The sequence below is a fragment of the Klebsiella sp. GL120222-02 genome (assembly GCF_003097195.1).
Taxonomy (GTDB): domain Bacteria; phylum Pseudomonadota; class Gammaproteobacteria; order Enterobacterales; family Enterobacteriaceae; genus Klebsiella; species Klebsiella variicola.
On sequence record NZ_QEQO01000004.1, the window covers coordinates 400,584 to 418,219 of the forward strand.

A 17,636-nucleotide genomic window follows, 5' to 3' on the forward strand; every position below is an offset into this window, starting at 1 on the left:
TGCAAAACACGGCCCTCAGCCCGCATCCATGCGGGCTGCCCCGGCCTGCCGGGAACGTCTCAGCGATGTTGAGGCCGCCAGCATCGGCAGTTTCAGCAGCCCCAGGACCCGCGGTGATTTGGGTTTGTAGGCCGGGTAAGGCGTACGCCGCCACCCGGCAGAAAGGCGAGCACATTAGCGAAAACAGGTTTGTCATCAGTCTCAAGGAATGCCTATGAACGTAACCCGAAAAGAGCAGCGCATTATTCAGCGCGCGCTGAACGCCTGGCAGGCCAGCGGGGAGTTAACCCCGTCGGACAGTCAGCGGCTGGCGCACACGCTGCGCGTCTCCCCCTTCGACTGGCGGCGCCTGAGCCGCTATGCCTTCTGGACCGCGCTGGCCTGCGTGCTGATTGCTCTGGGCAGCCTGTTCGCCGACAGCGAGCTGGTGGCGTGGCTGCTGAGCCTGTTCAGCCACTCGGCGCTGACGCGGATCCTGCTGCCTGCGCTGCTGGCAGTCGTCTGCTACGGCTGGGGCTTTCGCCGCCAGCGACGGGAAACGCAATGGCACTACAGCACCGAGGCGATTTTGTTTCTGGGCGTCGTCTTTACCGCCGTGTCGCTATGGCAGCTTGGCGAACGGCTGGATAACGGCAGCGGCCATATCGCACCGCTGTTTCTGGCCGGATGCGTGATTTACGGCGCCATCGGCTATATTGCCCGCTCCGGGCTGGTGTGGCTCTTTTTTCTGCTGGCGCTGGGCAACTGGTTCGGCGCGGAAACCGGCTACGTCTCGGGGTGGGGCGCCTACTGGCTGGGCATGAACTACCCGATTCGCTTCGTCCTGTTCGGCGGCGCGCTGCTGGCGCTCTGCTACGGCGCGCAATCCCTGCTTCGCCAGCGGCAGCTGTTTACCGTCAGCAAGGCGATGGGCCTCACGTACCTGTTTATTGCGCTGTGGATCCTGTCGATTTTCGGCAATTACGACGCAGACAGCTGGTACCAGGTGAGCCAGGCGCGACTCTTGCCGTGGGGGCTGCTGTTTGCCGTAGCGGCCGGCGTCTGCATTTTTATCAGCCTGAAAACCGATGACGGAATGCTGCGCGGCTTCGGACTAACCTTCCTTGCGATCAATCTCTATACCCGTTTCTTTGAGTTTTTCTGGAACGGGATGCACAAAGTGCTGTTTTTCCTGATCCTTGCCGTCTCGCTGGCGGTGATTGGCCGCTATGCCGAGCGCATCTGGCACGCGGGGAACGTTAAGCCATGAAAAATTAAGCGCTTTTAAAGAAGTGTGGCTGACGGCAGCGACGTCCTGCGCGAATTGTCGTATAAGCGAATTTTACGCTTTTGACAGGGGAGCGAGATGAACAAGGAGTCGATTTTTCGCCAGCTAGAACAACGGATCGCCGGGCGAGCGCTGACGGCGGAAGCGCTGGGCGAGTTTAACGCTATGGCCATTGCCGATAGCTTGAAGCAAAAACGCAGCATCATCAGCCATCATCTGAATAATCTCCATCGCGAGCAGCGGGTGGTCAAAGTGAATGGTCGCCCGGTGCTGTTTTTACCCGTTACCGTTCTGCGCGATCATCACCGCCTGGCGGTTCGGCACGGCGAATACGCCTCCATTCAGGCGCTGTGCGCGGAGCGTCAGGATAGTCTGGCGCAGCTGATTGGCGCGCAGGGCAGCCTGCAGGAAGCATTGCGCCAGTGCAAGGCTGCCATCAGCTACCCTGGCGCAGGTCTGCCGCTGCTGCTGCGGGGCCCTACTGGCACTGGGAAAAGTTTTCTAGCTCGCCAGCTCTGGCACTACGCAATAGATGAAGGCATTTTACCTGCCGATGCGCCTTTTACCGTATTTAACTGCGCCGAGTACGCGAATAATCCAGAACTACTGACCTCGAAGTTATTTGGTCATGCGAAGGGGGCCTTTACCGGCGCCGATAAAGCCGTTCCTGGTCTTATCGAGACCAGCAACGGTGGGGTGTTGTTTATCGATGAGGTTCATCGGCTGCCGCCCGAAGGTCAGGAAAAGCTGTTTCATTTTATGGATAACGGTAGCTGGCGCCGGCTGGGGGAGAGCACCGATGAGCGCAGCGCCACGGTGCGGCTAATTTTTGCTTCAACCGAGGATCTGGAAAAACATTTCCTGGCGACCTTTATTCGCCGTATTCCGGTAATTGTAAAAATTCTGCCGATCGCTGAACGCGGCCAATTCGAGCGGCTGGCGTTTATCCACCACTTTTTCCGCCGTGAAGCCCAGCGTTTGAACCACGATCTGGCGTTGGATGGCGAAATCGTCAGCCAGCTCATGCGTGAAACGCTTGAAGGAAATGTCGGTGGGCTGGAAAATTTGATTCGCAATATTTGCGCCAGCGCCTGGACATTTGGCGAACGTGATAGCGGTCTTTTACACATAAAAGCGGGTTTGCTGCCCGACCGATTACTGGCGGATGCGCCTTTTTCCCTTCAGCAAAATAGCGAGCGGGTTATGATTTACCGCGATGGCGACGCGCAGCCTCTTTTTTCTGGTCGTCACCATGAATACCAACGGCTAACGGAAAATATTTGTAGCCTGTGCGAGGAGTTGGCTCAGGATAATATTAGCGTGCGGACCTTTGAAAAGCTTATTTATCAGAACGTGACGCTCTATCTTGATGCGCTGATGAATCAGGAGAGTACGGTCTCTCTGCAGGACAAACGGCTGCGCTTTATTGAAGATGTGGGCAAAGCAATCGCTGTCAATTATGACCTTCAGCTAAATGTCGAATTCGCTTATCTTACCGGCCGCTACCTCACCAGCCTCCCTCTGGCGCCGCGTAGCGTTGCTGAGCCCGTGCGTCTGGTGATGCAGCGCTGGCTGGACTCCTCGGCGGGGCTGGCGCAGCGTATCGCGGAGAAACTACTGGATGTCGTCAATAATAAATACGATCTGCTCATCGATACGCTTGACCGCCTGGCGGTTGCCGCTATCGTCAGCAATGCGATTGATGCGACCAGCGGCGGAAAAGTGAAAGCGCTGATAATCGCCCACGGTTATTCGACCGCCAGCAGCATTGCCGGCGTTGCCAACCGCCTGATTGGCGAGAAGATCTACCAGGCCATGGATATGCCGATGGAGGTGGCGTTTAACGATGTCAGTCGCGCCGTGGTTGATTATCTCCAGCATACGGACACGCGTGCGGGTGTGATGGTGCTTATTGATATGGGCTACACCAAGGAGATTGCCGATGCGCTTTTGTCGGTGATTCACGGCCCGCTGGTGGTGGTGGATAACGTAACGACCCGCATGGCGCTGAACGTTGCCAGCGAGATCGCGCTGGGAAAAAACATCGAACAAATCGCCGAAGAGATCGTGCCGCTTAATCAGTCGCGTTGGGATGTGTTCTGGCCCGCAGAAAAAAAAGAGCGTGCGCTGCTGGTGACCTGTATTACAGGTATCGGTACCGCATTTAAATTTAAAAATCTGATGGAGAAGAGCCTGCTCAACGATTTTGATATTAACATCATCGCCTGCGAGTATACGCGCTTAAAAAACAGTCGTACGGCGGTATCGTTACTCCACCAGTATGAAGTTATTGCGGTCGTGGGTACCCACGACCCGCAGCTGGCCGGAGTGCCCTGGGTTGGCATTGAGGAACTACTTGGCGAGCAGGGGCATCGACATCTGAGTCAGCTCTTAAGTGGCTATCTTAATGAAAAGCAAATTGCGCTGATTAATAAAAATATGGTTCGTGAGTTTTCGCTGCATAACGTTGTCAACTCTCTGACGATACTGAATGCCGGAAAAACCATGGGCCATATCGAAACCATTATCGCTGAGTGGCAAAATACGCTTGGTTTTCATTTTAATAATAACTTAATTATCAGTTTATATGTGCATCTCAGCTGTATGATTGAGCGTCTGGTAATGCGTAATGAAATTAGCCATTATAAAGATCTTGAGCAATTTACCCGCCAGCATGGCGAATTTATTGCCATGGTGAATCACTCGTTCCAGCGCCTGAAAATACTCTATAACGTGGCGCTACCGGTAGCGGAAATTGGCTATATTCACGATATTTTTGAATTACGTATTGAAGATTTTAGCTGGTAATTCTCAACGCAGCCCCGGAGAATTACGCCGGGGCTGGCAGGCGGCTAGCGAATCAATATTCGACTTTCCACATATAGCGGCGGGTGGTCAGCGGGTGGTTGCGGGCGGTGGCCAGCGCCAGGTTGTAAACATCCAGTACGCAGTTGTGCAGCAGGCCGCAGAAATATTCGCGCACGCTGGTGTGCAGTGTGTCGATTCCCACCTTTTCCACGTCAATAATCTGCAGTTTTCCCTGGTAATGTTCGATAAAGCGGATCGCGCGGTCATCCAGCGGGCGTGTGCGGCCGCTGCTTTTTAATAAAATAAACGGCGTTCCCGCTTCGGTAATCTCAAAGGGACCGTGGAAATACTCGCCGCTATGGATGCTCGCGGAGTTAATCCACTGCATCTCCAGCAGAATACAGATGGATTCCTGATGCGCGGCGCCGAATGAGGGGCCGCTGCCCATCATGTAGATGACCTTTTCGCTCTTCCAGGCTTCGGCAAAATGGCGCGCATCCGCCTGAACCTGCTGCTGAGCGCCGCGTACCACGGATTCAAAACTGGCAAAGGCGCTGACCATCTGATCGTAATGGGCGTATCCCTCAGTTTGCGCAAGCACTTCCAGCGCCAGCCACAGGCTGTATGCCGCTTTTTGCTGCGTCGGATCGACGGTTTCGGGATAGCGCGCCCAGCAGTATTCAATAGTGTAATCGCTGTGTTCGCACAGCGGCGTGCCGGGGGTATATACCAGTCCAATAGTGGCGGCGCCTTTCTGACGCGCGATGCGGGCGGCTTCCACCGTTTCAGCGGTGTTGCCCTGCTGCGAGGCGAGGATCACTACGCTGTTTTTACCTAACGCGTTCGGCGTCGCGTGGACAAATTCATTACTGGTAACATAGCCGACGGCCAGCTTTTTAGCTTCACAATCGAGAAAATATTTCCCCGGCCAGAAACCGGTTAATGAACCACCGCAGCCAACAAACCATACGCGCTCAATGTGCTGCTTAGATAAAATATCGCGAATAATAGTATGTGCGTTTTTATGAGCTATAGACATATTGGTCTCCTTGAGATGTAACGGGTCCTCCGCTGAATAGCGGATAACTTTTACTATGCGTCAATTAATTGGGTTGTTTACTTTTCATTTTCTGGTGGAACTGCGGATCCTTCGGTATCGCGGGATCGATGCCCTTCACTGGTGGCAGTCGGGCACAAACCATTTGTAACGGAATGATATATTCAAAGACCGCAAAGTCGGGATCGTTAATAAATGCGAAGGGCATATTTTTGCCGTTATTTTCGACTTGTGGACCAATGCGATAAATATGCTGAGTCCAGCCGCCAAGTATTTCCGCCAGGCGATCCTGACGCTCATCGGGAAACGGATCGAGCATGATCAGGGTAGAGCGCTCGTCGAAGGCGTTATAGATCCCGTGGATGAACTCCTCAAATTCATAACCGGCAACCGGACAGCGTAGCGTTTCAAGCATCTTTAGCGCACCTTCCTGAACGGTGCCAAACAGCCTTGCCGGACCGGTCAGGCGAATGTCCGCGCTGTCGATAAGCGGTCGGGCATGATTGAGAACCCACGCCTGCGAGGCCTCAATGAGCGTCGGCAAATGATTAAACGTGGTATCCATGCGGATGAGTAGCGCTTTGCGCTCCTCATCGCTCAGGCGCCGCTGGCGACTGGCGACAGCAAGCGCCAGCAGCATCAGATTAAGTATGGTGCAGTGATACCCTTTGGTTTTAGCGCCAGCCCGCTCTTCTCCACAGGGTACTGTTAAGACCAAATCTGCCGCCCGGTCGATAACGGCTGGCGCTTCCCCGGCCATGGAAGCGGTGAGATGCCCGGCTGCCCGGGCGCGTTCCATTGCGGCGAGGGTAGAGAGGCTGCCGCCTCCCTGAGAAATGCCGATGACCAGCGCTTTGTCGCTGAGGGTCAGCGCCGAATCATCCAGCAGAAAAGGCCAGTAGACATCAACGGGTAGCCCGCACCACTGCTGCATAAACGAGCGGGCGGTCAGCGCGCCGTGATAAGAGGTACCGGAGCCGGTCAGGATAATACGCGTGATGCCGCGCTCCGTTAGCGCTTTCGCCGCCTGCCAGAGATCTTCCCGCGTCTGCGTCAGCATAGCGAGCAGACGGGCGGGTGTTTCATTCATATAGTCTTCTACGTGCATGGGTGATATTCCTCTTCTTAAAGCAGGCCTAGCGCGCTGGCCGCCATGCCAAACGCGACGGTTCCTAGCAGGATCCAGTTAATATTGACTCCCTTACGGATCAACTTGTACATCCCGAGGGTGAAAAGCAGCGGCAGCAGCGAAGGAAGAATTTTGTCAATAAACTCCTGCGCCTTCATGGTGGTCTGCCCGGCGGTAAAGCTGAGCGGGGTGGTGATATCTATCATGCTGGCGGTCATCGCGCCGACGACCATGAGGCCAACAATTGATGCGATATAGGTCACCCGGTCCATAAGGCCGCTTTGGTAAATTCTCATCAGCCAGGTCGTACCCGCCCGGTAGCCGAGCTTCAGGCCATACCAGCGGCACAAAAGATGCGGCAGGTTATAAACTAACAGCGCCAGTATCGGTCCCAGCAGGCTGCCCTGCTGGGCGAAATAGATACCCATCCCGGCGGCGATAACCTTTAATGATCCCCAGAAAATGGAGTCGCCGATGCCCGCCAGCGGTCCCATCAGGCTGGTTTTAATCGCGTTTATCGACTCCTCATTAAATTCGGGGTTACGCTGGTTCTCTTCTTCCATGGCAATCGACAGGCCGAAGATAAAGGTCGAGAGATGGGGCGTGGTGTTAAACAGCACCAGATGACGCTGCAGGGCGCGCCCCAGCTCCGTTGGGTCCTGATAGATACGCTTCAGGGCTGGCGACATGGCAAAGGCGTAGCCCATATGCTGCTGGCGCTCGTAGTTCCACGAGCCCTGTAGCGTAAAGGAGCGCCAGAACACGCTGCGTAAATCGCGGGCGGTGATGCGGCTTGCGTCATCGCTTTGCGGCTGGGTAGCGCCAGTCACAGTTTGCGTCATTTCGCTCATGATTAGCTCTCCTGCTGCTTAAGATTAAGGAACTGGCTGATGATAAATGCCAACACCACAGCGAACAGCGCAATGGCGATGATATCCAGTTTGGTATATGCCGCTATCAGAAATCCCAGACCGAGGTACGGCATTAGTTTGCTGCTGAGCATCATGCTGATCAGCAGGGCGAAGCCGAGCGCTGGCAGGATCTTACTGGCGACGATCAATCCGTTGGTTATCACCGGTGGAATGGCCTCCAGGAACCAGCTTACCGCCGAAGAACCAAGCAGAATGGCAAAAAATACCGGTAGAAATCCGTTTAAAAAATAGAGTAGCGTCGGACCGGCGAGGTGCATCAGGCCGACCATTCGGGTATTACCCTGTGCCGCATAGCGATCCGCCAGATGACCAAAGCGGGCGTTCACCACGCGCACCAGGATGCCTAGCGTCTGCGCCAGCATTGAGACAGGGATGGCGATGGTGAGCGCAGCCTCCGGACCGCGGCCGGACATGATCGAAAACGCGGTGGCCAATACGGAGCCGGTCACGATATCTGGCGGGTGCGCGGCGCCGATGGCGACGTTGCCGAGGAAAATAAGCTCCAGCGTAGCGCCAATCAGAATCCCCTCATGCAAATTACCGCAAACCAGACCGGTGAGGGCGCACATCACCAGCGGTCGATCGATCATTGATACCCCAAGCAGGCGGCCATCAAGTATCCCCAGGGCGGCGATCAGGCCGAGTAACGTTGCGGTGAGCAACATAGTGACCTCCGAAGTTAAAGTTGGTCGTTAAGGAGTTCAGCCGAGTGGGCGGGTACCTGACGCATCTCCAGCCGAATGCCTTTTTCTTTTAGCGCTCTGCTATGGGCGATTTCCTCGTCGGTCAGATAGATGGCCTTGCCGAATTGTCTTGCCCCTTCCTTCTGTGGCAGACCACCGTAATTAATTGCGCTAATTCCCGGGATTTTTTCCACTAGCGCGAGGGTTTCCGCAGTATTGCCAAGGACCACCATGACTTTTTTATGATCCAACTTGCCGCTGTTAAGCTTTTCCGCCGCCTGTTCAACGGTGGCGATGTCCAGCGTGACGCCCGCTGGCTTTGCCAGGTTAAGCGACATCGTAATGAAGGCATCCGCCGCGGCTTTGGCGTTGGCGACGATGATATGGTCGATATCCAGCGCTCGGGTCCAGGCAAAAACCACCTGGCCGTGCAGCAGCCGATAATCAATGCGCACGAGTTTAATCATGAGATTCTCCCTGTGGGTCAGAGGATGGTTGTGTTATTAGAGGATTGATGAAAACAATGGATTCACGCGCCGCGCTGGTGGCGTAGATAATCGCGGCCTCGGTAGTGGCTTCTTCGCACAGCAGAAACTCCAGCAGCAGAGTCAGATTGATGCCGGCGACCACGAAAACGTTGCGATGTCGCATCAAGACGCTCACGGCGCTATTGTTGATACTGCCGCCAAGCAGGTCGGTGAAGATCACCACTTCATCACCATTCGCCTGGACGATGAGATGCTCCAGGGTTTGCTCCAGCTGTTCGGTGGTCACGATATCTTCGTCATAGGCGCAGACCGGGATAACGCCGTGTTCGTCGCCAATCAGCAGCGACAAACTGTTCACCAGTCCGCGAGCAAAATGGCCGTGGCTGGCCACATAGATATGTTTCACCCGGTTTCTCCTTCATCCAGATAGCGGTATCTGTTAAGAGCAAAGGGCGTGCCAGAAATAAAAAGTATTATTTATCAATTAATTAAATCGGCTGGTTCACACTAAAGTCGTTATTCCTGGCACAAGCGGGCTCATTAGCGCCAGAAACCTGGCACAAACGGCAGAATAAGAGGGGAAAGAGTGGGGGGAAGAAAGTCCCGGGCGAGACGCTGCTGCGCTATGGCCCGGGCGTTCCCGGCAGAAGGGAATTAAATCTCGGTAATGGTCGTCGACTGCGGCAGACGCGACTTCGGCAGGGTGGCGTTGAAATCTTCCACGCTATGGTGGCCGACCGGGACCACCACCAGGCTGGTGTAGCCCTGGGCTTTCAGGTCAAATTCCTCATCGAGTATCGCAAAATCGACCCCTTCGATCGGCACGGCGTCGAGACCCATCGCCGCCACGCCCAGCAGGAAATTGCCGACGTTGAGATACACCTGCTTCGCCATCCACTGATCGTCATCTTTCAGCTCTTTGCGGTGCATATCGGCAAAGAACGTACGACCCTTGTGGTTAGCGGCTTTTGCGTCCGGGGTGGCGAAACGGCCATCGGCCTCTTCCTGATCCACCACACGCTGCAGCCAGGCGTCGTCCATCGCGGTTTTCGCGCAGAACACCACCACGTGCGAGGCGTCGAGAATTTTGCGTTCGTTGAACACGTAGGTGCCGCTGGCGGCTTTGGCTACGCGAGCTTTCCCTTCATCGGTGCTGGCGACGATAAAGTGCCACGGCTGGGAGTTGGTGCTAGACGGGCTGTACTGCAGCAGCGTTTTCAGCTGTTCGGCTTCGCTGGCAGTCAGCTTTTTCGTGGCGTCAAAGGCCTTGGTGGAATAGCGCGTTAAAGCGACCGATACGATATCCATAACTCTTCCTCACAGTTTACAGCACCTTACCGGTGCGTTAAGGAGAGGAAGAGTACAGCGAAGATCGCCAAATGATAAGGGTGAAAAATGCGATAACACTTATCGCATTTGGCTGAAAATCAGCGCGGACGCAGGCGCTGCTGGGCCTTTTTACTCAGCTTGTTCACCACCTGATGCCACGAATCGTCAATCAGCTCGGCCAGCAGATCCTCGCTGATATCCTCTCCCGGCACCACCGTGATCCAGTGTTTCTTGTTCATATGGTAGCCCGGTTCGATACTGCGATAAATTTCCTGATTGAGCAGCGACTTCTGCGGCTCAGCCTTCAGGTTGACCAGCGCCCGGCCGCGAATGGTCATGGTGATCATAAAGATACGGCCATCGACCTTAAACACGTCGTACTCTGGCCCAAAAGGCCAGCAGTGCTCGGTAAACGGGTAGGTCAGGGCGATACGATGAGCGCAGGGATGCAGCATCTCGGGGGTCATTAGGCGTCCGCCTCATGCAGGGCGTTCCACATGGCTTCAAAGCCGAGGGCGATAATCTCCCGGGCGCGCTGCGGATCGTGGCTGGCGAATTCGATGGTGGTCTCCGCCAGCGACAGAAACAGGGCATCGCCAAAGGCGCGGTACGCCTCGCTGAGAAAAATCTCTTTCACCGACAGTTGGCACATTTCGTTGAGCTCCGGGAAGCTCTCTTTTACCTGGCGACGGGTTTCGTCGGTGATGCGCTCGCTGAGCGCCATCCGGCGGATCGCCTTGTGCTCCATCGGGTTGCGCACGCCCCAGTCGATATAGCTGTTCCAGATATTGCGCGCGTTCTCTTTCGGGCGCTTCTCGTGCGGATCCAGCCCGGCGATCATTGTGCGCACCAGGCGCAGCTTAATCGCGAGGTACAGCTCGTTGAGCAACTCATCCTTGGTGGCGAAATAGCGAAACAGCGTCCCCTCGGCCACCCCAGCGCTGCGGGCGATGGCCGACGTCGAGGCGGCGATGCCGGACTGGGCGAAAGCCGCGGTGGCAGCTTCCAGTAACGCTTGCTTTTTATCTTCACTCTTTGGACGAGCCACTACTTTTTTCCTCACGCAGGTTTAAACAAACCGCCGATCTTTGCACGTCTGACCAGGTCGCTGCAACGGCGGAACGCAAAAATTGAAAATCGTCTTGACGACTTTCATCACTTTCCTAATAATGAGTGCGTACTCACTCATAATCAAGTTATATCACAAAGCCTCCGGGATGGGGGCTTTTGTCTGGTCAGGATATGAACCGTGTCACTTTTAGCGTGGTCGCCATCATGTTACTCGCAGCAGCAACGACATTGCCGTTTGTCCTCAATGCCGGTTTTGGTAAGGCGCCGCAGGGGGCACAGCTTAGCCAGGTGGAAGCGTCTCCCCACTACCGGGACGGCCAGTTCCATAACCCATTGCCCACGCCAGGGTTCACCGGGCAGAAAAATATGCTGGCGGCGTGGTGGGATTTCCTGATGACCAAACGGGAAAACGCCCGTCCCGCTCAGCCGCTGCCGCTGGTGAAGACCGACCTGGCGACGCTGCCCCTGGGGCAGGATGTGATGGTCTGGCTCGGCCACTCCTCCTGGTACCTGCAGCTGGCAGGAAAACGTATCCTGATCGATCCGGTGTTCAGCGATTACGCGGCGCCGTTCTCCTTTATCAATAAAGCCTTTCCCGGCGACTATCCGTGGCGGGCGGAAGGGATGCCAGACATCGATCTGCTGATCATCTCCCACGATCACTACGACCATCTGGATTACGCCACCATCCGCGCCTTGCTGCCGAAAATTAAGCGGGTCATTACGCCGTTGGGCGTCGGGTCGCATCTGCGCTACTGGGGGATGGACGGGGCGCTGATTACCGAAGCGGACTGGCAGCAGGCGATCCCGGTCAGCGATGAATTCACCGTTCACGTTCTGCCGGCGCGGCACTTTTCCGGCCGTGGACTGAAGCGTAACCAGACGCTGTGGGCCAGTTTTCTGTTCGTCACCCCGCAGCAAAAAATTTATTACAGTGGCGACAGCGGCTATGGGCCGCACTTCAAAGCGATTGGTGATGAATTTGGTCCGGTTGATCTGGCGATCATGGAGAACGGGCAGTATGACCAGGACTGGAAATATATTCACATGATGCCGGATGAAACGGCTCAGGCTGCCGACGACCTGCGCGCCCGCGCGGTGCTGCCTGGGCATGCAGGACGGTTTGTTCTGGCGAAACACAGCTGGGATGAACCGTATCAACGGCTGGCGGCTGCCAGCGAAGGAAGGGCCTGGCGTCTGCTGACGCCTATGCAGGGCGAGCCGCTGTGGGTCGCCGATAAGACGCAATCATTTAACGCCTGGTGGCGCTAAGCGCCAGTGCAGTTTCAGAGGAGAGAGCATATGACGATTTCCGCTCAGGTGATTGACACTATCGTCGAGTGGATTGATGACAACCTGCATCAACCGCTGCGTATTGATGATATCGCTCGCCATGCCGGGTATTCGAAATGGCATCTGCAACGGCTGTTTTTACAGTACAAGGGAGAGAGCCTTGGGCGCTATATTCGTGAAAGGAAGCTGCTGCTGGCCGCCCGCGATCTGCGCGACACCGATCAGCGGGTCTACGATATCTGCCTGAAGTATGGCTTCGATTCGCAACAGACCTTTACCCGCGTCTTCACCCGGACCTTCAACCAGCCGCCGGGCGCCTACCGCAAAGAAAACCACAGCCGCGCCCACTGAGGCGCGCTCTCCTGGTTTACCGTTCGAGGGAGAACCAGCGACGCCACACCCAGCGCAGCACCAGAAATTCAAGGGTGCCCAGCGCTAAGAACCACAGACAAAACAACACCGTATAGAGCTGGTTGAGATCCATCATATGGAATGTCTCAACCAGCTTTTGCGCCAGCGTCAGGCCCAGCGAAGGCGCGGGCAACAGCAGACAGGAGAGCAGGGCCAGCAGTAAGATCCCGGCGGCGGAGAGAAGCGTTTCCAGCGGATGTTTCATGTCATGTTAATCATCAGTTAAAAAACATATTGTCCGGTAAAATAATGCTTAACGCAATATGCTTTGTTTTTTTACTCTCTATAACACGGCTATTTTAAATATTATTGCCTGCCTTTCGCTCTCATGTTAATTAATCTGAAATAATTTGTAATTAAGTTAATTGCAGCTGGGTGTAAATTAACGTCATTATTATGCCAGCGCTTTTACAAAACTATAAGTGCTATATCCCACCAGCGTGGCAACAATGATGGCCAGCAGGATGTACAGCACCAGACGGCGTCCGCGGTAGATTCCAAACATATTTAACCTCGTTTAGTTTTGGTTTATTAATATTCTGTAATATTTATCTTGTGAATTAACTTATCACACATTTTGTATTTTGCGAAAAATTTAGGCGGATATTGGATCACATTTTTACCGGCTTTTTAGCCACGTTTTACTTCATTGGCCAGGAATGATTTCAGGCTTTCCGATTCACGGAATTTATAAGGAAAATGTAATTTGACCAAGATGAATAACCCAAAGTTTACGACGCCCTCGGGCGACACCGCGCCACGGCAGGTCTGGCAGCAGACCGTTGACGCAGTGCTGGCGCAGACAAAAAGCCAGGCCGCTGGGTTAAATTCCGCAGACGCCGCCGAGCGCCTGAATACCTTTGGTCCGAATGCCCTGCCGGAAAAGAAGGGTAAACCGGGCTGGCTGCGCTTTCTCGCCCACTTTAACGACGTACTGATTTACGTGCTGCTGGCTGCCGCGGCGCTGACCGCCATTATGGGTCACTGGGTCGATACCCTGGTGATCCTCGGCGTGACGGTGATTAACGCCCTGATCGGTCATATCCAGGAGAGCAACGCCGAAAAATCCCTGCAGGGGATCCGCAACATGCTCTCCAGCGATGCCCGCGTCCAGCGTAACGGCAAACATGAGACTATCCCGACGCGCGACCTGGTTCCAGGGGACATCGTTATCCTGCGCGCCGGCGACCGCGTACCAGCGGATATGCGCCTGATTGAAACCCACAACCTGCGGGTGGAAGAGGCGATCCTCACCGGCGAGTCGACGGTGGTGGATAAAATCACCGACGCGCTGGAGGGCGACCTGCCGCTGGGCGACCGGGTGAACATGGTCTTCTCAGGCACCACCGTCAGCGCTGGCGGCGGCATCGGCGTGGTGACCGCCACCGGCGCGGAGACCGAACTCGGCCATATCAACCAGATGATGGCGGGCATTGAGAAGCACCGTACCCCGCTGCTGGTGCAGATGGATAAGCTCGGCAAAGCGATTTTTGTCATTATCCTCGCCATGATGGTGGCGCTGTTTATCTTTAGCCTCGCGCTGCGGGATATCCCGATGGGCGAGCTGCTGCTGTCGCTGATTAGCCTGGCGGTGGCCGCGGTACCGGAGGGGCTGCCGGCGATCATCTCGATTATTCTGTCGCTGGGCGTGCAGACGATGGCGCGCAAGCGGGCGATTATTCGTAAGCTGCCGACCGTGGAAACTCTCGGCGCCATGACTGTGGTCTGTTCGGATAAAACCGGCACTCTGACGATGAACGAAATGACCGTCAAAGCGATCATCACGGCAGACTGCTGCTACCGGGTGGAAGGCGACAGCTATGAGCCGCAGGGACGGATCTTCCTTGAGGGGAGCGACGAGCCCGTGCAGGTTCAGCCCGGCACCGTGCTGGAGACCTGGCTGCGCACCATCGACCTGTGTAACGACAGCCAGCTTACCCAGGATGAGCGCGGTCTGTGGGGGATCACCGGCGGGCCGACCGAAGGGGCGCTGAAGGTGCTGGCGGCGAAAGCGCAGCTCCCGGCGGTGGAGGCCCGTCTGGTGGCCAAGATCCCCTTTGACTCACAGTACAAATATATGTCGACCCTGCAGCACATCGATGGCGAGGCCCGGGTGCTGATCACCGGTGCGCCGGACGTTATCTTCGCCATGTGCCGCGAGCAGATGAGCCGCCACGGCGCGGTGCCGTTCGAGGCGCAGTACTGGGAAGAGGAGATGGCGCGCTTCGCCCGTCAGGGACTGCGCATGGTGGCGGCGGCCTGTAAGCCTGCCAGCCTTGATGCCACCACCCTCAACCATGAGGACCTGCAGGAGGGGCTGATTTTCCTCGGCATCGCCGGGATGATGGATCCCCCGCGTCCGGAAGCCATTGACGCCATCCATGCCTGCCAGACCGCCGGGATCCGCGTGAAGATGATCACTGGCGACCACCCGCAGACGGCGATGAGCATCGGCCAGATGCTGGGGATCACCAACAGCAGCCAGGCCATGACCGGCTACCAGCTGGAGCACATGGACGATGCGGCGCTGGCGAAGGCGGCGGTGGAGTACGACATCTTTGCCCGTACCAGCCCGGAGCATAAGCTGCGCCTGGTGAAAGCCCTGCAGGATAACGGCGAAGTGGTCGGCATGACCGGAGACGGCGTCAACGACGCGCCGGCGCTGCGCCAGGCCGACGTGGGTATCGCCATGGGTATCAAAGGTACCGAAGTCACCAAAGAGGCGGCTGACATGGTGTTGACCGATGATAACTTCGCGACCATCGCCAGCTCGGTAAAAGAGGGCCGTCGGGTCTATGACAACCTGAAGAAGACCATCCTCTTCATCATGCCGACCAACCTGGCGCAGGGGCTGCTGATCATCATCGCCCTGCTGGCGGGGAACATTATTCCGCTGACCCCGGTGCTGATCCTGTGGATGAACATGGCGACGTCGGCGACGCTCTCCTTCGGCCTGGCCTTTGAAGCCGCAGAGCGCAACGTGATGAACCGCCCGCCGCGTAAAACCGGCCAGCACGTTATGGATGGCTTCGCCGTGTGGCGAGTGGCTTTTGTCGGGTCTATGATTGCTATTGCCGCCTTTATCCTTGAGGCCTGGCTGGTGCCGCGCGGCCACAGTCCGGAGTTTATCCGCACCGTGCTGCTGCAGATGCTGGTGACGGCGCAGTGGGTCTACATGATCAACTGCCGCAGCAGCGACAGCTTCTCCTTGAGCATGGGTCTGCTGCGCAACAAAGGCATCTGGCTGGTGACCGGTGTCCTGCTGCTGATGCAACTGGTCATTATCTATGTCCCGCTGATGCAGAGCATGTTTGGTACGGAAGCGCTGCCGCTGCGCTACTGGTTTATCACCCTGGTCATCGGCGTCGCCATGTTCCTGGTGGTGGAAGTTGAGAAGCGCCTGACGCGCCGGTTCCGCAAAACGGCTTGATTGATCTCGCGCGCCTCGCTGCAGGCGCGCGTTACTTTCGCAAGGATCCCCCTATGATTAAAACCTTCCGCTTTGCTCTGCTGGCCTGCGGTCTGGCCGGCGGCGCCCTGACGGCGACCGCCGCGCCGGCGGTGCCGGTCCGCGTCGCCACGGTTGAACTGGCGCCTCATGCTGAAGAACGCGCCATCCCCGGACGGGTCGAGGCGATCCGCGCCGTCGACATTCGCGCGCGCACCGAAGGGGTGATAGTTCAGCGCCACTTCCAGGATGGCCAGTATGTTACCGAGGGCGACCTGCTGTTTACCCTCGACGACGCGCAGCCCCGCGCGGCCCTGGCCCTGGCGCAGGCCGAGCTGAAAAGCGCCGAAGCCTCATTACGTCAGTCGCAGCAACTGCTCACTCGCTACGAGCGGCTCATTAACAACCACTCCATCAGCCGCAACGACGTCGACACGGCCCGGATGCAGCGCGACGTCGCCGCCGCCGCCGTGCAGCAGGCGAAAGCCCGCGTCGAGGCCCAGCAGATTGTGCTCAGCTACACCCGGATTGCGGCGCCGGTGACCGGTCGCGTGGGCCACAGCGCCTTTCACGTCGGGACGCTGATTAACCCATCCAGCGGCGTGCTGGTGGACATCGTGCAGCTGGATCCGGTGCGGGTGTCGTTCGCTCTCGACGAAGCCGCGTTTTTCAGCAAAACCGGCCAGCACGCCGACATCCACGCCCTGAAGCAGGCGTGGCTGGCGCAGATTGAGGTTGATGGCAAACGGCGCGATGGGGTGTTGACCTCCATCGATAACCGGATTGACGCCCGCACCGGCAGCGTGGCGGTGCGGGCGGAGTTCGCCAATCCGCAGCACCGTCTGCTGCCGGGCGGCAGCGTAACGATCCTGTTCCGTCCGCAGGAACTGCAGTCGCGGGTGATGATCCCGGCCGCCGCCGTGCAGCAGGATCCGCAGGGCTTTTTCAGCTGGGTGCTGAAGCCGGACCACACCGCCGGGCAGCGTCGTCTGACCCTCGCGGGGCAGCAGGGGCAGCAGTTTGCGGTTGAGAAAGGGCTGCAGGCGGGCGAGCAGGTGATCACCGACGGCGCGCAGCGTTTACGCGAAGGCGCCGCGGTACAGGTGCTGAACTAAGTAAGGAGAAGGGATGCTGACCTTTTTTATCTGTCGTCCGCGATTTGCCATGGTGATCGCGCTGCTGCTGACCTTTGTCGGCGCGGTGTCGCTGAAGCTGATCCCGGTGGAGCAGTACCCGGCGATCACCCCGCCGGTGGTGAACGTCAGCGCCAGCTGGCCGGGCGCCAGCGCGTCAGATGTGGCGGAAGCCATCGCCGCCCCGCTGGAGACCCAGCTCAACGGCGTCGATCATATGCTGTATATGGAGTCCACCAGCTCGGATGAGGGAACGTACCGCCTGAGCATTACCTTCGCGGCGGGCACCGATGCCGACCTGGCGGCGATCGACGTGCAAAACCGGGTGGCGCAGGCGCTGGCGCAACTCCCGGCGGAGGTGCAGCAGAATGGCGTCCAGGTCCGCAAGCGCGCCAGCAACCTGCTGATGGGGGTGAGCCTCTACTCGCCGCTGGGCACGCTGTCGCCGCTGTTTGTCAGTAACTACGCCAGCACCCAGGTGCGCGAGGCGCTGGCCCGCCTGCCCGGCGTCGGCGAGGTGCAGATGTTTGGCGCCCGGGATTACAGTATGCGCATCTGGCTGCGCCCGGACCGCATGAACGCGCTCA

At 57.1% G+C, this 17,636-nt stretch carries 17 protein-coding genes; 7 read left to right on the top strand and 10 right to left on the bottom strand.

Annotated elements, in window-relative coordinates:
• Positions 1-214: 214 nt before the first annotated feature.
• Together N438_RS29090 and N438_RS29095 are read left to right on the top strand one after the other, a co-directional pair.
• On the top strand, positions 215-1,249 hold the full coding sequence (locus N438_RS29090) for a hypothetical protein (protein ID WP_039102939.1): 1,035 nt from the start codon (positions 215-217) through the stop codon (positions 1,247-1,249).
• 96 nt (positions 1,250-1,345) lie between these two features.
• A complete protein-coding gene (locus tag N438_RS29095; protein ID WP_008805532.1) occupies positions 1,346-4,075 on the top strand; it encodes a sigma-54-dependent transcriptional regulator in 2,730 nt (909 codons plus the stop codon).
• A gap of 52 nt (positions 4,076-4,127) precedes the next feature.
• Here the strand turns inward: N438_RS29095 and N438_RS29100 are convergent, their stop codons facing one another.
• The 9 genes from N438_RS29100 to N438_RS29140 all read right to left on the bottom strand — a co-directional run bounded on the left by N438_RS29100 (position 4,128) and on the right by N438_RS29140 (position 10,741).
• Entirely contained in the window at positions 4,128-5,114 is a 987-nt protein-coding gene (locus N438_RS29100; protein ID WP_060619380.1) for an SIS domain-containing protein, read from the bottom strand.
• A 64-nt stretch (positions 5,115-5,178) separates the two neighbouring features.
• On the bottom strand, positions 5,179-6,240 hold the full coding sequence (locus tag N438_RS29105) for an SIS domain-containing protein (protein ID WP_004176977.1): 1,062 nt from the start codon (positions 6,238-6,240) through the stop codon (positions 5,179-5,181).
• Positions 6,241-6,257: 17 nt separating this feature from the next.
• On the bottom strand, positions 6,258-7,112 hold the full coding sequence (locus tag N438_RS29110; RefSeq protein WP_004176976.1) for a PTS system mannose/fructose/sorbose family transporter subunit IID: 855 nt from the start codon (positions 7,110-7,112) through the stop codon (positions 6,258-6,260).
• 2 nt (positions 7,113-7,114) lie between these two features.
• Positions 7,115-7,858, bottom strand: coding sequence for a PTS mannose/fructose/sorbose/N-acetylgalactosamine transporter subunit IIC (locus tag N438_RS29115; protein WP_004183295.1), 744 nt, complete (start codon positions 7,856-7,858; stop codon positions 7,115-7,117).
• A gap of 14 nt (positions 7,859-7,872) precedes the next feature.
• Positions 7,873-8,343: a PTS sugar transporter subunit IIB gene (locus N438_RS29120; RefSeq protein WP_008805534.1), complete on the bottom strand. Its 471-nt coding sequence runs from the start codon at positions 8,341-8,343 to the stop codon at positions 7,873-7,875.
• On the bottom strand, positions 8,336-8,770 hold the full coding sequence (locus N438_RS29125; protein WP_002893017.1) for a PTS sugar transporter subunit IIA: 435 nt from the start codon (positions 8,768-8,770) through the stop codon (positions 8,336-8,338). Before N438_RS29125 ends, N438_RS29120 begins: the two co-directional genes overlap by 8 nt.
• Positions 8,771-9,018: 248 nt before the next feature.
• Positions 9,019-9,672, bottom strand: coding sequence for an oxygen-insensitive NAD(P)H nitroreductase (nfsB, locus tag N438_RS29130; protein ID WP_116696367.1), 654 nt, complete (start codon positions 9,670-9,672; stop codon positions 9,019-9,021).
• A gap of 119 nt (positions 9,673-9,791) precedes the next feature.
• Positions 9,792-10,160 carry an MmcQ/YjbR family DNA-binding protein gene (locus N438_RS29135; protein WP_008805536.1) on the bottom strand — a complete coding sequence of 123 codons (369 nt, stop codon included), beginning with the start codon at positions 10,158-10,160 and terminating at the stop codon, positions 9,792-9,794.
• On the bottom strand, positions 10,160-10,741 hold the full coding sequence (locus tag N438_RS29140; RefSeq protein WP_012968754.1) for a TetR/AcrR family transcriptional regulator: 582 nt from the start codon (positions 10,739-10,741) through the stop codon (positions 10,160-10,162). Before N438_RS29140 ends, N438_RS29135 begins: the two co-directional genes overlap by 1 nt.
• 179 nt (positions 10,742-10,920) lie before the next feature.
• Here N438_RS29140 and N438_RS29145 point away from each other — a divergent pair, with 179 nt between their 5' ends.
• Together N438_RS29145 and N438_RS29150 are read left to right on the top strand one after the other, a co-directional pair.
• Positions 10,921-12,036 carry an MBL fold metallo-hydrolase gene (locus N438_RS29145; RefSeq protein WP_162823038.1) on the top strand — a complete coding sequence of 372 codons (1,116 nt, stop codon included), beginning with the start codon at positions 10,921-10,923 and terminating at the stop codon, positions 12,034-12,036.
• 30 nt (positions 12,037-12,066) lie between these two features.
• Positions 12,067-12,408 (top strand): RamA family antibiotic efflux transcriptional regulator, encoded by a 342-nt coding sequence (locus N438_RS29150; RefSeq protein ID WP_002893035.1) that lies wholly within the window; start codon positions 12,067-12,069, stop codon positions 12,406-12,408.
• A gap of 16 nt (positions 12,409-12,424) precedes the next feature.
• Here N438_RS29150 and N438_RS29155 read toward each other — a convergent pair whose 3' ends face one another.
• Positions 12,425-12,673, bottom strand: coding sequence for a DUF1158 domain-containing protein (locus N438_RS29155; protein WP_008805539.1), 249 nt, complete (start codon positions 12,671-12,673; stop codon positions 12,425-12,427).
• A 501-nt stretch (positions 12,674-13,174) separates the two neighbouring features.
• On the opposite strand from N438_RS29155, the gene N438_RS29160 reads away from it, so the two are divergent.
• From N438_RS29160 to N438_RS29170, 3 genes are all read left to right on the top strand, one after another.
• Positions 13,175-15,898, top strand: coding sequence for a cation-transporting P-type ATPase (locus N438_RS29160; RefSeq protein ID WP_165818803.1), 2,724 nt, complete (start codon positions 13,175-13,177; stop codon positions 15,896-15,898).
• 53 nt (positions 15,899-15,951) lie between these two features.
• Positions 15,952-17,031 (top strand): efflux RND transporter periplasmic adaptor subunit, encoded by a 1,080-nt coding sequence (locus tag N438_RS29165; protein WP_016160440.1) that lies wholly within the window; start codon positions 15,952-15,954, stop codon positions 17,029-17,031.
• Positions 17,032-17,044: 13 nt separating this feature from the next.
• Positions 17,045-17,636, top strand: a 592-nt coding sequence (locus tag N438_RS29170; protein ID WP_133246604.1) for an efflux RND transporter permease subunit, incomplete at its 3' end; no start/stop codon positions are given.

What these genes read in the sequence shown, in the direction of transcription:
- N438_RS29090 (WP_039102939.1), top strand. Translation starts at nt 215, where the DNA reads ATGAACGTAACCCGAAAAGAGCAGCGCATTATTCAGCGCGCGCTGAAC.
- N438_RS29095 (WP_008805532.1), top strand. Translation starts at nt 1,346, where the DNA reads ATGAACAAGGAGTCGATTTTTCGCCAGCTAGAACAACGGATCGCCGGG.
- N438_RS29100 (WP_060619380.1), bottom strand. Translation starts at nt 5,114, where the DNA reads ATGTCTATAGCTCATAAAAACGCACATACTATTATTCGCGATATTTTA.
- N438_RS29105 (WP_004176977.1), bottom strand. Translation starts at nt 6,240, where the DNA reads ATGCACGTAGAAGACTATATGAATGAAACACCCGCCCGTCTGCTCGCT.
- N438_RS29110 (WP_004176976.1), bottom strand. Translation starts at nt 7,112, where the DNA reads ATGAGCGAAATGACGCAAACTGTGACTGGCGCTACCCAGCCGCAAAGC.
- N438_RS29115 (WP_004183295.1), bottom strand. Translation starts at nt 7,858, where the DNA reads ATGTTGCTCACCGCAACGTTACTCGGCCTGATCGCCGCCCTGGGGATA.
- N438_RS29120 (WP_008805534.1), bottom strand. Translation starts at nt 8,343, where the DNA reads ATGATTAAACTCGTGCGCATTGATTATCGGCTGCTGCACGGCCAGGTG.
- nfsB (WP_116696367.1), bottom strand. Translation starts at nt 9,672, where the DNA reads ATGGATATCGTATCGGTCGCTTTAACGCGCTATTCCACCAAGGCCTTT.
- N438_RS29135 (WP_008805536.1), bottom strand. Translation starts at nt 10,160, where the DNA reads ATGACCCCCGAGATGCTGCATCCCTGCGCTCATCGTATCGCCCTGACC.
- N438_RS29150 (WP_002893035.1), top strand. Translation starts at nt 12,067, where the DNA reads ATGACGATTTCCGCTCAGGTGATTGACACTATCGTCGAGTGGATTGAT.
- N438_RS29155 (WP_008805539.1), bottom strand. Translation starts at nt 12,673, where the DNA reads ATGAAACATCCGCTGGAAACGCTTCTCTCCGCCGCCGGGATCTTACTG.
- N438_RS29165 (WP_016160440.1), top strand. Translation starts at nt 15,952, where the DNA reads ATGATTAAAACCTTCCGCTTTGCTCTGCTGGCCTGCGGTCTGGCCGGC.